The sequence below is a fragment of the Helicobacter fennelliae genome (genome assembly GCF_900451005.1).
Classification (GTDB): Bacteria; Campylobacterota; Campylobacteria; order Campylobacterales; family Helicobacteraceae; genus Helicobacter_B; species Helicobacter_B fennelliae.
Genome location: NZ_UGIB01000001.1, coordinates 527,913 through 545,128 on the forward strand (window position 1 = coordinate 527,913; position 17,216 = coordinate 545,128).

Consider the following 17,216-nt stretch of genomic DNA (forward strand, 5'->3'; position numbering starts at 1 on the left):
ATCGCTATTTTTCTTGCCAAAAGCGGTAACTTTTTTGAGCTGATAGTGAGAATCTTGATTGGCTTTTAAAGTTGTATTTGCCCCCCCCCCTTACAGAAAATATGGCATTATCGCTAGCTTGATTCTCCTCTAGATTGTCCGCATAACTTAGCATAAAACTCATACAAACCCCTACGCATATCTGATACACATTACTATATTGCGTTATTTTGTGCCAATTCATTTTATTTGCCTTAAATATTAAAGATAAATTGGAATCATTCCTATTATTTACTTAAATAAAAATAAATAATAAGAATAAATATTGAAAAATTCTTAACACTTACTTGAAACCCAAAACCAACCTAAAGCCTAGACTACTAGAATCTAGTTGTAGAGCAAATCTAGATTCTGGATTGCTTTGGCTTCACACCTCGCTTCGCCTCGCCTCATAATGACAAAAATGGCATAAAGCCCAGAATCTACTAGAATCTAAAAATAGCGATTTGTTTCATATTGTAAAACCATTTAATCTAACATTCTACAATCACTACTCACACTTGATTTAGTATCAAATCTTACTAGCTAAAGGAGGATCTCATGAAAACCTTATTGAGTTTAGCCCTTATTTCTGCATTTGTCTCTACATTGTCATTGCAAGCGTATTCGATCTCTGAAATGCCAAAGCCAAGCAAGCGCGTCAATCCGATAGGAGATTCTAATATCGTGTATTCTTATCATGACGCGATCAAAAACGCAACGCAAGCTGTCGTCAATATCTCGACACAAAAAAAAGTCAGCAACCAAATCAATGCAAATCCAATGTTTAACGATCCGTTTTTTCAGCAATTTTTTGGCGATCTCTATAACCAAATCCCGCGCGATCGCGTAGAGCGATCATTAGGAAGTGGAGTTATCGTCTCAAGCGATGGCTACATCATCACCAATAACCATGTCATCGATGGTGCGGACAAAATCATCGTAACGCTTCCGGGCGATACCAATGAATACACTGCAACGCTCATAGGCACAGACAAAGAAGGCGATATAGCAATCATTAGAATCAATAAAAACAACTTGCCTTTTATTAAGTTTGCCGATAGCTCTGATGTCAAAGTCGGCGATGTCGTGTTTGCTATCGGAAATCCATTTGGAGTCGGCGAAACGGTAACACAAGGCATCGTCTCTGCGACAAATAAAAATATCCAAATCAATGCGTATGAAAACTTTATCCAAACAGACGCTTCGATAAATCCGGGTAATTCAGGCGGTGCGCTGATAGATTCTAGGGGCGCGCTCATCGGCATGAATACCGCCATACTCTCGCGCACAGGGGGCAATCACGGCGTAGGATTTGCCATACCTGCAAATATGGTCAAAGAAGTCGCTAACTCACTTGTCAAAGATGGCAAAATCCAACGCGGCTATATCGGCGTAGGCACACAAGATATTTCGCAAAACCTCCGCCAAAACTATGGTGATACGCAAGGTGCGGTGGTCGTCAGCATAGATCCAAACTCACCTGCCAAAAAAGCCGGGCTTCTTGTATGGGATCTTATCACTGCGGTTAATGACACATCAGTTAAGGATTCTGCGCAATTACGCAACGCCATAGGAAGTCTCAAGCCAAATTCAAAAATCACACTTAGCATTATCCGCGATGGCAAACCTCAAAAAATCACCCTCACTCTAGCAGAGCGCAAAGATGGAAGCTCAAGTGCGCCTGTAAGCGTGCCAGAATCTAGCGAGGAGAGCTCGCTTAAAGGTATGCGCGTAGAGCCATTGACTGCGCAAATCCGCCAACGATATAGGATTCCTGATGATATTGAGGGTGTGATTGTTACAAATGTAGCAAACAATTCACAAGCCCAAGAAGTAGGCTTCGCGCAAGGCGACATCATCGCTCAAGTCGAAGACATCACGATCAAGGATACTGCCGACTTCACAAAAGCACTCAATAAATACAAAGGCAAGACAAAAAGATTTTTGGTGTATTCTGACGAGGGCATAAAAACAATCGTTACAAAATAATAGATTCTACGATAGGAGAAGTTTTAAGATTCTCACAATAAGATTCTAGCTAGAGATTCTGCGATAATCAATCCAGAATCTCAAATCCTAAAGCCTAATCCAAACACAAAATCTATAAGCTTTAGATTTTATAAATGTAGATTCTGCTTGTCGCATTTATCACTCCAAATAGCCAAATCCATAAATCTATGCTGAAACTACACACTATAAATCCATAACCACAAATCCATAATCGCTTAACGCAACATCACAAAGCAAGGGTTTAAAGGATTCTTTGGAAGATTCTTAGCTGCTAATTACTAAGTTTTTTAGGCTAGATTCTACAACCATTTTGTATTTGCCGTAAAACTCACGCTGAGCCAAATTTTATAACTTGGAATCTGCAAGGCTTTTTCTATGCGATCTCTAATATCATCAAGCTCGCTTACAGAGCTTATCTGAAAACTTTTGGGAATCAAAATATTCACCTCAACCATATAAAACCTTCCATTTTTGGCTACATGCGCATCATAATCCTCAAACCCAAATTCTTCACTTAGATTCTCCATAATGATTGTGATTTTTTCATCTATCTCTTTTGGCGCGACCATAAGGAGATCTTTGAGATTCTCGATACATATCCGCAATGGCGAAATACACAAAAATGCTGACAAAATAGCCAAAAGTATCGGATCGATATAATGCGCAAATAAGGTTTTGTCAAGCTGCTCGATAGAGCCACCAAACTCCAGCACAACCACCGCATACACAATGCCAAAAGCAAAAATAGTGCTACAATACAACACACAATCGATTTTCCATTCGGTATTATCAACCTTAATCAAATCAGAATCCCTCACAAAGGCACGCGTATAAATAAAAAGCACCAAGCAAAAAATAAACGCAAATGCAGCATACACAACACCAAATCCAAGCTCTATCTCATAACCGCCTCGAATGATATTATTTATCGCACTCACAAAAGCATACAAACACAGCACCACAAGCACGCTTGATTTAAAAAGATTTACCATGGGCTCAAAGCGCACATATCCATACTGAAACACATCATCATCTTCTTTGTAAATATAGCGCGAAGTTACAAGACTCAAAAGTCCAAGTCCCACACTCACAAATGCGATAAAGCCATCAAAAATAACCGCCAAAGATTTGATCGCCACGCCAAAGCTAATGCCAAAAATCGCTAATATCAGCGCGCTTAATGTAGAAACTTTGAGCACGGATTGCTCTTTTTGGGCTTGTGCCTGCAAATCAGAATTTGTAGTATTTGATTGCACTTGCTTATTGCGCCTTTTGCGCACTCTTTTGCTATAATTTTTAAATATTTTATACATGTGATTCTCATTATATTGTATTAAAAGTGCAGATATTGTAATACTTTTTGGTTATTACTTTTAATGTTGAATCGATTTTTTTGTGAATATGTGAGAATCTCTCACTTTATGCGAAATGTCTCTATTCCAAAATATTTTGCATAGACATTATTTGGCCACTCAAGTGGGTTTTTGCCCGGATTAACCCAATCCCCATAACCCCTATAAAATGACTTGAAAGTATCAGAATCTACCACTATATCTTTCGCGCCCAAATCTTTTTGCCCTTCAATATAGCCTACCATTTTTTGCCATTTGAAGCTCATATCTATACACGCTGCGCCAACATAAATCCCATACCCAACACAAAGCAAAATAATTATGCTCGATAATCCACGCGCTAGCAAGGGTCTATAATGCCAAATAGCACATATAATCACTACACATATAGCCACTTTAATCAATGTGTAATGAAGCTGCGCTCTCCCAGGAAGCCCAACTTGAATCGTCGCACTGATATAAAGCATATACAATGCAAACAAACTTCCAAGGATAAAAAACAATCGTTTTTGATACGATTCGTTTGCGCTAAAGCTTGCCACAAAGCAAAATAATGTGCTTAAAGATAAAAGCAAAAGTCCATTTTTACGCAGAATCCAAGCTATACCAACGCCAAGCACAATAAGAAAAAATGTAAGGAAAATTTTTTTAGAAATTGCAATATTTACTCGCGCCTTTGCCCACAATACCACCCACAAAATCCAGCATACATTGATAATAAACACCCATTTTGAAGACAGCCTACCAAAAGTATTTTTGATATGCGTAAATTTTTGAGCCAAGCTCATATCCCATAAATCGCGCAAACTATAATAACCAAACCCAAGCTGCCTATAAAGTGCTGCTCTCTTTGCGCTTCCGGGGCTAAAATACAACAAAAGCCAACCAGCACAAAGCCCAACTACCCCAGCAAAATACCATAATGGCAGTCTAATATGGACTTTGCGAACTTTAAGTGCATAGATGATAAATAGAGTATGCACAACCAAAATGACAATCCCAAGCTCACTTCCCCAGCCAGCCATAAAACTCAATAAAAATATGGTTATAGATTTTGCAAAACTTACAAACAAAGAGTCATTGCTATGAGTAGAATCTTTTTGTGTATTTTTAGAATCTAATTTTATAGATTTACTTGCAAAGACTCTCCCCCAAAATAAGCGATATGGAATCAAATACAAACATAAAAGCAAATACATCCAAAGATAACTAAAACTTCCAGCAGCCCAGAAAAATATAGATCCAAATGTAGCATCGCTCATCATCAGCAACAAAATAAGACATAAAAATGTCAAATCAAAAAGGCAGGCTTTAGGCATTCTCCCAAAAACAACTACAAAAAATGCAACTATAAAGCTCAACCCAACAAAAGCATTGATGAAAGGAAAAAGGAGCGTTGTTGCCATATAGCTCCCAAACCACAAACCCAAAAAAACACCAAAACGACCATTTAAATTCATATAAAAATCTATAGCTCTTTGAATATCTATAGAATCTATACCAATATCATCACTTTGAGTAGGAAAGATAGCATTAAGAAAAAATAAAAACAGATATATGCAAGCCAAAAAGGCTATGAGATAAGAGGTATTATATCTATTTTTTTGGGGGGGGGGGCAGAAAAAATACTGACTATTTTTTGAGTGAGATTATTATGTTTTCTTTTATTTTTTACCACTGGATTTGATGATAGCATGGATAACCCTTAAATATACAAAATAACTTTATTTAAAAGTCGTTCCGCCATCAATAACGATAGTCTGTCCTGTAAGCCATGCGCTTTGCGTAGAATCACAAAGAAAAAATGCCGCGCCTGCCAAATCCTCAGGCGTGCCCATACGATTAAGAGGAGATTGCTCTTGGACTTTGGCTCTGACTTCTGCATAGTCTGGAAATGCGCGCAATGCATCTGTATCAATCGGTCCTCCACTCACTGCATTGACGCGGATACCCCATTCGCCAAGCTCTACTGCGGCATATTTAACCATTGTCTCCACAGCGTTTTTAGAATTGCCATGTCCTGCGTAGTTTGGCATATACACGAGATTCCCCGTAGAGCTAAGAGATACGATTGCACCGCCTCCAACTTCTTTCATTCGCTTTGCTGCTTCTTGCGCCCCTACGACAAATGCAAGAACAGTGGCAATGTAGATGTTATTAAGCCCTTTTGGACGCAAACGCATAAAAGGCGCAAAGCCACCTGCTACACTTTTGCCATAAATAATCGCATTTGAGACAAAAAAATCCACGCGCCCAAAATCTTCATCAATTTTTTTAAATAACTCGATGTATTGCTCGGGTTCAAGGACATTAAGCGGGTAGAATCTTGCTTTGATTTTGTATTTAGATTCTACATCGTGAGCGATTTTTTGGGCTTCCTCTTCGTTTTTGTTATAAGTGAAAGCAACATTAACTCCATTTTGTGCAAACTTATAGAGGATAGCTTTGCCTATGCCCCTTGTCGCTCCACTAATTACAAGGGTTTTTCCTCTCATAAAGTCTGTTGTATTTTGATCATTTGTCATTTCTTCACCTCATATTTTTGTAGCACTTGCTCGATTAACTGCATATTAGCTCCACTTGGTGCAAGCAATGGTAACCGATATTCAAGATTAGGTATCAATCCAGCTATAAACATCGCGGCTTTAATCGGTATCGGATTGCTCTCGCAAAATAATGTTGTATTTATATCATAAAGTTCATTATTTATAGCTTTAGATTCCAACATTTTTCCCTCCATCGCCAAATGTGTGAGTTGAGCGATTTTATCAGGCAGTAAATTACCCGTAACTGACACAACTCCACTGCCTCCATTTGCCAAAATAGGATAATTAATCATATCCTCACCGCTGAGAATCTGTAAATCACTTGCTTGGGTATTAAGCTCAATAATGCGCTCCATAGATCCGCTTGCTTCTTTGATCGCTGTGATATTTGCGACATCTCTAAAAAGTCGTATTGCAGTTTTTGGCGCAATATCCACGCCTGTGCGTCCGGGAACATTATAGAGCATAAGCGGAATCTCCACAGATTCTGCCACTGCTTTATAATGCTGATACAAGCCCTCTTGCGTTGGTTTATTATAATACGGACTCACGCACAATATTGCGTCAGCTCCGCATTTTTGGGCAAATTGTGCTAACTCGATCGCCTCTGTTGTCGCATTGCTTCCTGCGCCAGCTAGCACTTTTGTTTTGGTCCCCTTACACACACTCACTGCGATTTCTATGCATTCCATGTGTTCTTTGTGCGTAAGTGTCGCTGACTCTCCTGTCGTGCCTACTGGCACACAAGCGTCCATTCCGTATTTTATCTGTCGCTCAATAAGAGTGATAAAAGTTTGAGAATCTATTTTTCCATTTTTAAATGGTGTGATTAATGCACTCATCGCTCCACGCATTCTTTTGCTCCTATTTTTTCAAAATACCAACACTCAAAGTATCTTGATTAAAATACTTCTTTGCGACTTCTTGAATATCTTTTGCGCTCAGTTTAGCAAATCTCTCTTCATATTCTAATAAAGGATTAAGATTTCCGCGCACCAAAAACGACCCAAAAAGCGAAGCAACAGAGCTTGAACGCTCAAAAATCGATACAAACTTTGCTTTCATATTGAGCTTGACTTTGTCAAGATCTTCTTGAGTGATGCCTTCTTTTTTGATTCTATCAAGGATTTTGATGATCTCTTTTTGCATTGTTTGGGCTTGAATGTCTTTATTGCCAACCGCAGTAATCACAAACACCCCATCATCTCTAAGTGCCATAGGATAGGCTGAAACCTCACTTGCGATCTGCTGATTATGCACAAGCTCAACCTCAAAAATAGAAGACTGCCCATCACTTAAAATATCTGCTAACGCTGAAAGCGCGACTTGATCTTTATGCTCAAAATTTGGAATCTTATACCCCATCATAAGCCACTGAATCTGCGTGTCTTTTTTGATAATGATTTCACGATAGCCATCTTGTGGTGGTTCTTTTTGCCATGCGTCTTGCAATGGGCGGGTATTAGCAATAGATGCAAAATGCCTCTTTGCACTCTCAAATACTTCCTTAGGCTCGATATCCCCAGCTACAAGGATAATAGCATTACTTGGCTGATAAAAGCGTGTATAAAAATCCTGAATATCCTCCAATTTCCAATGCAAAATATCCTCCATAAATCCAATAGGCGTCCAATGGTATGGGTGATAGGTGAAAGCGGTATTGAAAAATTTAAAATACAAATATCCAGCGGGCGAATTATCCGTGCGCCATCTTCGCTCTTCTGCGACAACTTGTCGCTCTGAAGCAAATTCTTGCTCTTTGAGATTGAGATTACTCATAAGCTCTGCAAATAATTCAAGCGATTTATCGACATTTTGCGCGCTTGATCTGATGAAATATCTTGTGTAATCAAAACTTGTAGAAGCGTTATTAACCCCACCAAATCCTTTGACAATCTCATCAAATTCTCCAGCTTCAAGATTTTTGGTGGATTTGAAGCTTAAATGCTCTAACATATGCGCGATACCACTTTTGCCCATAACTTCATTGCGTGAGCCAACTTTATAAAACACATTTGTCTCAATCACATTGCTTTCATTATGTATAGGAATAACAACGACCATTAGCCCATTATCAAGCATAATTGACTCAGACTTTGGAAGCACACTTTTTGCAAAAACAACACTCATAACAACCCCCAAACACAATAAAATCTTTTTCATACATCAACGCCTATGGCTTGTGAGATATGCTCAAATCCATCTCTTTGAAGCAGAGAATCTAACTCTTTAGCAATAGAGCGACAGATACTTGGACCTTTGAAAATAAGCGCGCTATAAAGCTGAATCAAGCTCGCACCCATTCGGATTCTCTGATATGCTTCTTGTACGCTATCGATTCCACCTACTGAAATGAGTGTAGTGCGCTTAAAAAACGCTTTTGCAAGATGAGAAAACACTTCATGGCTTTTTTCGCGTAATGCAAGCCCGCTAATCCCGCCACTAGATTCTGGATTCTCTACAACAGAATAATCAATCGTTGTATTTGTAGCGATAATCCCGCTTGCACGAGAATCTATGGCTTTTTGGCAGATTTTAAGCATATTGTCTGTATCCATATCTGGAGAGATTTTTAGAAACAATGGCTTTTTGGTTTTTTCACTTGCCATAGCAAAAAGCTCGCCCACAAAGCTTTCATTTTGCAAATCTCGAAGCTTTGGGGTGTTTGGCGATGAGAGATTAAATGTATAATAATCTCCGATTTCAAGCATATCTTCAAGTGCCTTTTGGTAATTAAGCAGTGAATCTTCTTGTGCGATTGCTTTGTTTTTGCCTATATTAATGCCAATAGGTATGCAAAAAGGATAATGTTTTTTCAGCCTTGAAGCGAAGCTAAAACTGCCATCATTATTAAATCCCATTGAGTTTTGCAAGCTCTCTTCTTTTATGTGCCGAAAAATGCGTGGTTTTGGATTGCCTGCTTGCGCGATTTTTGTGATCGTGCCTAATTCCAAAAACCCAAATCCAAGCCCACAAAGACTCTGAAGCATTTTTCCATTTTTGTCAAATCCTGCTGCCAAACCAATAGGATTATAAAAATCCATATTGCATATTGTATTTTCTAACCGCGCACTTTCATAGCCTCCAATGCCTATAAACACATCATCAGCAAATGGAAGTTTCCTTATATATCCCAAAGTATTAGTGATGAGATAATGCGCTTTTTCAGGATCGAGTTTAAATAATAATGGTCGTATTTTTTGATAAATTTCCATTAATTGCTATTCTCCTTTTAGATTCTCATTGTAGATTTTAAGATTCTCCAATCATTCGTTGCAAGAGTTTTTTTGCCTTTGCGTCCTTGTCTTTTTTGCTTGAATTATAAATCTCATTGACATAGCATTCATACACGACTTGAGAAGAAATCGCTTTGTCTTTTGGGGTCGGAATCTTTATGTATTCTCCATTGCTTTGAAGCTCATGCATTTGGACATTATCGCTAAGTTGGATTGTCAAAATCTCAATAAGTCGTGAAGCGATTGTTTCATTTGTAGCGGGCGTGAGAATCTCGACACGACGTTCAAGATTGCGTGGCATCATATCTGCGCTTGAGAAAAATACCTTTTCTTTTGCGTGGCTAAAATAATAGATTCTGGCATGCTCTAAATATTTGCCTATGATAGAAAATACGCGGATATTTTCGCTCATTCCCTTCACGCCCGGACGCAAACAACAAATCCCGCGGATAATCAAATCAATCTGCACGCCTGCTTTTGACGCCTCATACAATGCCAAAATCACATCTTCATCAACAATCGCATTTGCTTTCAAAATAATGCGCCCTTCTTTGCCATATTTAGATTCTGCTTTGATAAGCTCTAAGAGCTTTGGCTTGATCTGAGTTGGCGCGACGCAGAGGGTTTTGAGCTCAGTTTTATAAGAGCTTCCGGTTGAGAGTGAATGAAAGAGCTTGATAACATCATTTGCGATGTCGGCATTAGCTGTAAAAAGGCTTATGTCTGTGTAGATTTTAGCTGAAGCGGTATTGTAATTTCCTGTGCTTAAATGCACATATTCAATCAATCTATCGCCGATTTTTTTGATTACAAGCGCGACTTTTGCATGCACTTTGAGTCCGGGCACTCCATAAATCACATGTGCGCCCGCAGATTCTAGTGCCTTTGCCCAATGCAAATTATTTTCCTCATCAAATCGCGCCTTAAGCTCGACAAGCACGGTAACTTGCTTATTGTTTTCTGCGGCTTGTATTAGAGCTTTGACAATCGGTGAATTTTTGCCGACACGATAAAGCGTCATACGAATAGATAGAACATCAGGATCTTTTGCTGCGGTTTGGATAAAGCTCACGACAGAATCAAAGCTTTCATAAGGGTGAAATAACACAACATCTTGAGAATCTATCACTTCAAGCGGATTGCTTTCTGGATCAAATGGAAGTAAGATTTTGGGATTAAACGGCACTGAACGCAAATGCGCGAAATCTTTTGCACCGACAAGCTCCCATAACGATCCGAGATTAAGCGGAATATGATAATCATATATATCTTCAGAGACAACCATAACTTGCTTGCGGACAAATGCTTTGAGGCTCTCTTTGCCCTCGCCCACTTCAAGTCGCGTAATCTCACCTTTTTTGCGCGCTTGTAGCCCCTCACTCATAAGCTGCATAAAATCATCAGCTTCATCTTCTTCTATTTCAAAATCCGCATTTCTTGTTACACGAAATGGAATATAATCCCGCACACTATACCCCAAGAAAAGCTCGCCTGCAAATTCTCCAACAATCGTCTCTACCGGCACAAAAAGTCCTTTGTCAATCTCGACAAATCGCTTCAAAACTCGCGGAATCCTTACAATGCCAAACTTAATTTCTTTTGTCTCGATATTTTCAAGCTCGATGACAATCCCAAAACTCAAATTATTTAAATGCGGAAATGGGTGCGTAGAATCTACAACAATAGGCACAATGACTGAATAAAGATATTTAGTGAAGTAATCTTTGAGCCAAAGTTTTTGGGTTTTATTAAGCTCGTTGAGATTTTTGATAGCGAAATTTTCTTTATCAAGGGCTTGCTTGATGTCATTAAAGAGTGTTTGGAGCTCTTTTTTTTCATTATGCACATACGCCCGAATGCTCTCTAACTGTTGCGCTGAAGTCAGCTTATCTGCACCCGTTTCGCTAATACCGCTTGCATAGAGCCTCTTAAGCCCTGCGACACGAATCATATAAAATTCATCTAAATTTGTCCCATAAATTGCCAAAAATTTCAATCGATCAAGCAATGGAGTAGAGCTATTTCTTGTTTCATTGAGCACACGCGTATTAAATCGCAACCACGACAACTCACGATTAAAAAATTTTGCTTCTGTTTTCATTTATGCTCCTTTTTGGTTTATTTGGCACAGCACATAAAGGTATATTTTATCTAAAATATTAATTTTCAAGCTAGATTTTAGTTATATTTTGATTGGATTTTGATACTTTAAGCTAAATTGAAAAATCATAAAACGCAAAGCTTACGATAAGCGAATACCCTAAAAATATAGGATTCCCGTATTTAGAAGCATCAACACCGCGCAAAATTCCCATTGGATACAACGCCTTTGCTTCAAACTTCAGCCCAAATCCACGATACACATTGACAAATAACCCCATATCATAATGCAAGCCATGGATATTGTATTGTGCAGAATCTTGCGGAAATTGTATGTGCTGAAGTCCATAGCCAAGCCCAACGCTTGGTATAACATATCTCCATAATACATACGAAGCCCTCATTCCAAACCCCAAAGAATAATCATCGCCTGCCACACCATAAAGATAGCCACCAAACATAAAATTTTTAACCATGCTTCCGCGCTCTAGCCCAAACAACGCGCCATGTGCGCTCTTTTTGTATGAGGATTTTGCGTTTTGAAGAGAGATTTTGTCAGTGAGGATTTGATTGTATGAATAGCCTATCGAAAATGAAGCATAGGTGGTTTTGGTGATAGAGATTGGCTGATAGATTTTAGAATGGGCTTTGGTGGTGTGAGTTTGTGCTAGATTCTGCCCTAGATTTTGTGGAGGATTTTGCAACCGCCTAGAATCTATTTGTGGATTTATTTGAGAATCCGTAGCTAAATTTTTATTAGAATCCGAACTAGAATCTAATTTAATATGAGTTTTGGATTCTGGTTTGGATTCTGCTTCTAAAGGCTCTGAAGGCTCTATGGAAGGGTATTTTTTGATGGGTGGGGCAGAGGAATTATCAGAGGCATCATTGGCTAAATTGGCTAAATTGGCTAAATTGGTTGAATTTGTATCAGACGAAGGATTATCAGCAGAAAAATCATCAAGCATATAAACAAAAGCTAAAGTGTCGTTATAGCTATTTTTTTGTTTATTTTGTGGATTTTGCGCTGTGTGGATTTGGTGAGTTTTGGCAATATCATCAGTGCTAAAATTGCCAAATTCACTTATATTTTTAGCATATACGCCACTTACCAAACAGCTTACAATCATATATACTTTGTATATATCTTTTTTGCTATTCATCACAAACCCTCATCATTCACAAACTCCTAATCAGATTCCCAAGCACTTGTCTAAACTCTTCAAAACTTCCCAAATCCATACATTCATTGAGAGAGTGTGGATACAAAATCGTAGGACCGATTGAAGCCATGACGATACCACGCAAACCCATTGATGCAAACCTTCCTTGCAAAATCCCGCATTCAAGCCCAGCATGGATTTGAGTGATTTCTGTGTGTCGCCACCCAAATGCGCGGATTATTTTTTGCAAAATCGGGTGATCTGTATCTAAATCTCTTTGCCAAGGCATATACAAATGACTAAATGTAAAGGTGGTTTTAGGGCTACAGGCTGTATGGATTGCGTGCTGGATATGCTCTTTTATCTGCGTGAGTAAATCCTGTGTGTTTGCCCTTGCTTTGAGTGTTATTTTTAGATTCTTATTATCCTCTTGTATCATTGCGATATTGAGCGAGCTTAGGATTTGATGATCTTGCCAAACATGCACGCCATGCTTGAGTGTATGTATAAATTTCACAAATGTGTCTTTATCATAATAAGTCGTAGATTTTGGATTATTGATAAATTTTAATACAAACCCAGAATCTGCATTGATATGCACCCTCAAAGAATCGTATCGTTCATCATAATCACATATAAGATTCTTATTTTTGTTTTGCAAATAAATATTATTTATATCGTTTTTATCGCTTTGTGTTAAGCCTTTTTGCAATGCTGCGATAAATGAATGCTTATGCTGCGCAAAGTCCTGCTTCAAGCCAAGAGTTGCTTGAAGTGAGACGGGAATAGAGTTTGACTTCTCACCGGCACAAATAGAGAGAATCTCACTTTCTGTCTGCTCTATCAATAAAGCAAATGCCACGATACTTGATGGGATATTTTTGTGAATATCAACGCCACTATGTCCCCCGACAAACCCAAACGCACTCACTTCACAAATCCATTGAAACTCCTCTGTTTGAAACTCTGTTTGGATCTCTTTTTGATTCTGTGCTTTAGCATTTTTTGTAGTCTTTTTTGTAATTTTTTCTTGCGTCTTTACAATCTCTGCTTGAGCCTGCGCAAACTCTATCACGCTATCAAATCCGCCCGCACAGCCTACAATGATTTCACCAAAAAATTCACTATCAAGATTGAGTAAAAAGTTTGAACGAATCGGAAGTGAAAGTGCATTTGCGCCATCAAGCCCGACTTCTTCATTATTTGTAAAAAGCACTTCTATGTCTGCATTTGCCTCTATAAGCTCCAAAATCACCGCTATTGCTGCGCCATTATCTGCGCCAAGAGATGAATTTTTGGCACGCACATATTGCCCATCGATATAAATCTCCAAAGGCTTAAGCAAATCCGCCTCGCCCACACCGACCATATCATAATGAGATTGAAGGCATAGTTTTGGTTTGTTGGTTTTGCTTGCGTAGATGTTTTTGGCTTCATCAATTTTGACTTCATAACCATATCTTTGACAAAACCCACTCAAAAACGCAAACATTTCTTGCGTGTGATAAGACTTATGCGGTATCTGACAAAGTTGTTGAAAAATCTCAAATGCGCTCACTCATCGTTCCTTAGATTCTATCTTTTTGACTTTTGCTTTTTGATTGGCTATTTTCAATCCTCAAATTATATATTGTTATGTTTTAGATTCTGTAATGCTTTGTTTATATTGCTTTTGGTTTTTGATATATCAACCACCAAAAGGCAGGGCAAAAGCCCCGCTGCCTTAGTGTTTGAAATTAATCTTCACTTTAAGTCTAAAGAGTTTAAAATTTAGATATAATGCAAACCTAAGGCGTCTGTTATTCTTACACATAACAAACCCTTTTGGTTGGTTTTGCCTCCGATCATACGATTGGGGGCTTTGTCATTATAGCACACCCATTTATTTCTTTTGCTTCTGTATTTTTTTGTTTTTACGTTTGATTCTAGATGTTTTGTATATTTTTGAGGCTATTTATATGCAGACACCCTATAAATTCTCATTTTCAAGTCGCATTTTTCTTTTTGAGAACTCCACGATTTTTCCATGATAGCGCGCATAAATTTGTGCTAAAGGCATATCTTTATACAATCGATGCAAATCCCCCAAAGCTAAATCCATAAACCAAGATTGAAGCTCATTGTATTCGTATATTTCTATGCCTAATTGCTGCAAAAGACGAAAGCTATACTTATCAACAACCATAACTTCCCGCCCGCAGGCATAATTCAAAATACTATCAGCACTCTCAAATCCTATGCCTTTTTGCAAGAGTAGCCATTCTCTTTCTACATTATCACAAAACCCACCAAAATCCCCAAAATCACTCTGCATAGCCCTCGCAAGCGCAATAAGGCGCGATGATTTTTGGCGATAAAACCCACTTGCAATGATATGATTTTCAATACTCTGACACAAAGCAAGATTGTGCAAACTCTCCTCATCATCATCACTTAAGATTCTAGCTACTTTTAGATTCTGCAAGGATTTTTCTACATTTTCCCATTTTGTGTTTTGTGTCAAAACAGCACCTATGACAACCTCAAAACTTAGCGCATTTGGCCACCACCATACATCACGATCTTTTAATAAATCCAGCCCCTTCAGTCGCTCTAAAATCCACAAACTTTCCAAATAACAATCTCCAAATCAAATCACAAATCAAAATCTCGTATTTCTTTACTATCTCCAATCACCATAACCGCATCATCTTTATGTATAATCTCATCTTCATTTGGATTCAGATCCCAAGACTCATCAAGCTTTTTAAACGCTATAATCTTAATCCTTTTAGCAATGTCTTTTATCATTTGTCCGGAAGTTTTTTGCGTAACTTTGATTCTAGCGATACTCATTGTATTTGAAATATCAGTGATCTCAAAATCAGGGTGCGATAAAAACCCTTTAATCAACGCGGCTGCGGATTCTCGCTCAGGATAGATGATTTTATTTGCTCCAAGTTTGGCTAGAATCTTGCCATGCACAGGGGTAATGGCTTTGGCGATGATTTGCTTTATCTCAAGCTCTTTGAGTGCCATTACGGTTAGAATACTAGATTCTATATCCTCACCAATGCTTACAATCACATAATCAAGTCGGACAAATCCAGCCTCTTCAAGTGCAGACTTATCAGTAGAATCTAAAATATATGCCATACTTGTGAGATCGGCAAATTCCTTGACTTGCGCTTCTCCTTGATCAGCGACAATTACACTTTGCCCTTGCTCTATTAGCCCCTTTGCGACATGGAATCCAAACTTTCCAAGACCAATCACACCATAAGTTAAACGATTTTTCATAATAACACTCTCCCTTCAGGATATTCAAAATTCTTTCGTTTTTGTTTGGCAAAAATAGCAAACGAAAATGCCAGCACGCCAACCCGCCCACTAAGCATAAGCAAAATAATTAATATTTTACCACCGCTTCCAAATGAGTTTACCAAACTCAAACTTCCGCCATCACCAATCGAGACGCCAACCGTCCCAAACGCCGAACAAACCTCAAACACAAGCCCCAAAAATCCCCTTGAGCCACCTTCCTCAAAAAACGAAAGAAGTGTAATACAAATCGCGATATACGAAGCTGCGACAACCATAATCAAAAACGCATCGTCTACAGTTCTTTGAGGAATTTTTTTATTAAACACAACGATATTGTTTTTCTCTCGTAAAATACAATACGAATACACAAGCAAAACCGCAATAGTTGTAACTTTTATCCCGCCTGCTGTCCCTCCCGGAGCTCCACCTATAGCCATAAAAATAGACCCAAAAAGCAATGTCCCGTCCTTGAATGTGCTTAAATCAAGGGTATTAAACCCTGAAGTTCTGAAATTTACTGAAGTAAAAAATGAGCTTAGAATCTGCTCATATAAGCTTAGCTCTCCTATGCTTTTATTGTTATGGTATTCAAACAAAAATACCATTAATGTGCCTAATACAATTAATGTTGCTGTCGTGATAAGCACTATTTTTGTGTGAATAGAGAGATAAAAAAATCTCTTTTTTTGAAACATATAGCACTCAAGAAGCACAAGATAGCCAAGCCCACCGATGATTATCAGCGAACAGATTACAAGATTGATGAATAAATCACCGCGATAATGCATCATTCCGCCATCAAAAATCGTAAAGCCAGCGTTATTAAAAGCCGAAATAGCGTGAAAAATCCCTCCCCACAATGCCTCCATAAATGGATAATCAATCATAAAACGCAAAGTCAGCAAAACCGCTCCACACCCCTCAAAAATCAACACAAACACAATCACTCTTTTTACAAATCGCATCACGCCATCAACGGTTGGGTGATTGAGCGATTCTTTGAGGATAAGTTTGCTTTTGAAATCAAGCTTTATCCTAAAAATAATGTACACTAAACTCACTATTACCATATAGCCAAGCCCGCCAATTTGTATCAAAAACGCGATGAGAATCTGCCCCCAAATCGTAAAATCCACAGGGGTATTTTTTACGATAAGCCCCGTCATACTCACTGCTGAGCTTGCTGTGAAAAACGCATCAATAAAAGAGAGATCACCCTTATGCATAACCGGTAGCATTAGCAATAATCCAGCCAAAATAGCTATCCCCAAATAGCCAAGCAATAAATATCTTGCCGCTTTTCTCCGATCCAAACTATCTCCTCACATCAATTTGCATTCATTCTAAAACATTAAATTCTCTAGAATCTCTAAAAATTGAAAAATGATATTATAATGCAAACTCCAAAAAGTGATACAAAAAATCAAGAAATTTTAAATATTTAAGGCTTAAGAATAACCCTTAATTAATTTGTGTAAATTTATA

At 38.3% G+C, this 17,216-nt stretch carries 15 protein-coding genes; 1 reads left to right on the top strand and 14 read right to left on the bottom strand.

Annotated elements, in window-relative coordinates; translation table 11 throughout:
• Nucleotides 1–4: 4 nt before the first annotated feature.
• A complete protein-coding gene (locus tag DY109_RS02550; protein WP_114996660.1) occupies nt 5–223 on the bottom strand; it encodes a hypothetical protein in 219 nt (72 codons plus the stop codon).
• Between the two features lie 356 nt (nt 224–579).
• Here DY109_RS02550 and DY109_RS02555 point away from each other — a divergent pair, with 356 nt between their 5' ends.
• Entirely contained in the window at nt 580–2,010 is a 1,431-nt protein-coding gene (locus tag DY109_RS02555) for a Do family serine endopeptidase (protein ID WP_023947636.1), read from the top strand.
• A gap of 320 nt (nt 2,011–2,330) precedes the next feature.
• On the opposite strand, the gene DY109_RS02560 is transcribed toward DY109_RS02555, so the two are convergent.
• The 13 genes from DY109_RS02560 to DY109_RS02615 form a co-directional block, all read right to left on the bottom strand.
• A complete protein-coding gene (locus tag DY109_RS02560) occupies nt 2,331–3,344 on the bottom strand; it encodes a cation diffusion facilitator family transporter (protein ID WP_023947635.1) in 1,014 nt (337 codons plus the stop codon).
• Nucleotides 3,345–3,445: 101 nt separating this feature from the next.
• Nucleotides 3,446–4,951, bottom strand: coding sequence for a DUF6056 family protein (locus DY109_RS02565; RefSeq protein ID WP_023947634.1), 1,506 nt, complete (start codon nt 4,949–4,951; stop codon nt 3,446–3,448).
• A gap of 5 nt (nt 4,952–4,956) precedes the next feature.
• Nucleotides 4,957–5,079: a hypothetical protein gene (locus DY109_RS12305; protein WP_280524214.1), complete on the bottom strand. Its 123-nt coding sequence runs from the start codon at nt 5,077–5,079 to the stop codon at nt 4,957–4,959.
• A gap of 28 nt (nt 5,080–5,107) precedes the next feature.
• Nucleotides 5,108–5,908 carry an enoyl-ACP reductase gene (locus DY109_RS02570; protein ID WP_023947633.1) on the bottom strand — a complete coding sequence of 267 codons (801 nt, stop codon included), beginning with the start codon at nt 5,906–5,908 and terminating at the stop codon, nt 5,108–5,110.
• Nucleotides 5,905–6,783 carry a 4-hydroxy-tetrahydrodipicolinate synthase gene (gene dapA, locus DY109_RS02575; protein WP_023947632.1) on the bottom strand — a complete coding sequence of 293 codons (879 nt, stop codon included), beginning with the start codon at nt 6,781–6,783 and terminating at the stop codon, nt 5,905–5,907. Before dapA ends, DY109_RS02570 begins: the two co-directional genes overlap by 4 nt.
• A 10-nt stretch (nt 6,784–6,793) precedes the next feature.
• Nucleotides 6,794–8,092, bottom strand: coding sequence for a M16 family metallopeptidase (locus tag DY109_RS02580; protein WP_023947631.1), 1,299 nt, complete (start codon nt 8,090–8,092; stop codon nt 6,794–6,796).
• Nucleotides 8,089–9,144: a quinone-dependent dihydroorotate dehydrogenase gene (locus DY109_RS02585; protein ID WP_023947630.1), complete on the bottom strand. Its 1,056-nt coding sequence runs from the start codon at nt 9,142–9,144 to the stop codon at nt 8,089–8,091. Before DY109_RS02585 ends, DY109_RS02580 begins: the two co-directional genes overlap by 4 nt.
• Before the next feature lie 37 nt (nt 9,145–9,181).
• Nucleotides 9,182–11,266 carry an RNA degradosome polyphosphate kinase gene (locus DY109_RS02590; protein ID WP_023947628.1) on the bottom strand — a complete coding sequence of 695 codons (2,085 nt, stop codon included), beginning with the start codon at nt 11,264–11,266 and terminating at the stop codon, nt 9,182–9,184.
• Between the two features lie 112 nt (nt 11,267–11,378).
• A complete protein-coding gene (locus DY109_RS02595) occupies nt 11,379–12,428 on the bottom strand; it encodes a hypothetical protein (protein WP_115737756.1) in 1,050 nt (349 codons plus the stop codon).
• 16 nt (nt 12,429–12,444) lie between these two features.
• Entirely contained in the window at nt 12,445–13,986 is a 1,542-nt protein-coding gene (locus DY109_RS02600; protein WP_023947624.1) for a M28 family peptidase, read from the bottom strand.
• Nucleotides 13,987–14,397: 411 nt separating this feature from the next.
• Nucleotides 14,398–15,042 carry a 3-methyladenine DNA glycosylase gene (locus tag DY109_RS02605; RefSeq protein ID WP_023947620.1) on the bottom strand — a complete coding sequence of 215 codons (645 nt, stop codon included), beginning with the start codon at nt 15,040–15,042 and terminating at the stop codon, nt 14,398–14,400.
• Nucleotides 15,043–15,062: 20 nt separating this feature from the next.
• The gene (locus DY109_RS02610; protein WP_023947618.1) at nt 15,063–15,707 is read right to left on the bottom strand and encodes a potassium channel family protein; all 645 of its coding nucleotides are present in this window, start codon (nt 15,705–15,707) and stop codon (nt 15,063–15,065) included.
• Nucleotides 15,704–17,044, bottom strand: a complete 1,341-nt coding sequence (locus DY109_RS02615; RefSeq protein ID WP_034549441.1) for a TrkH family potassium uptake protein — start codon at nt 17,042–17,044, stop codon at nt 15,704–15,706. Before DY109_RS02615 ends, DY109_RS02610 begins: the two co-directional genes overlap by 4 nt.
• Between the last annotated feature and the right edge of the window lie 172 nt (nt 17,045–17,216).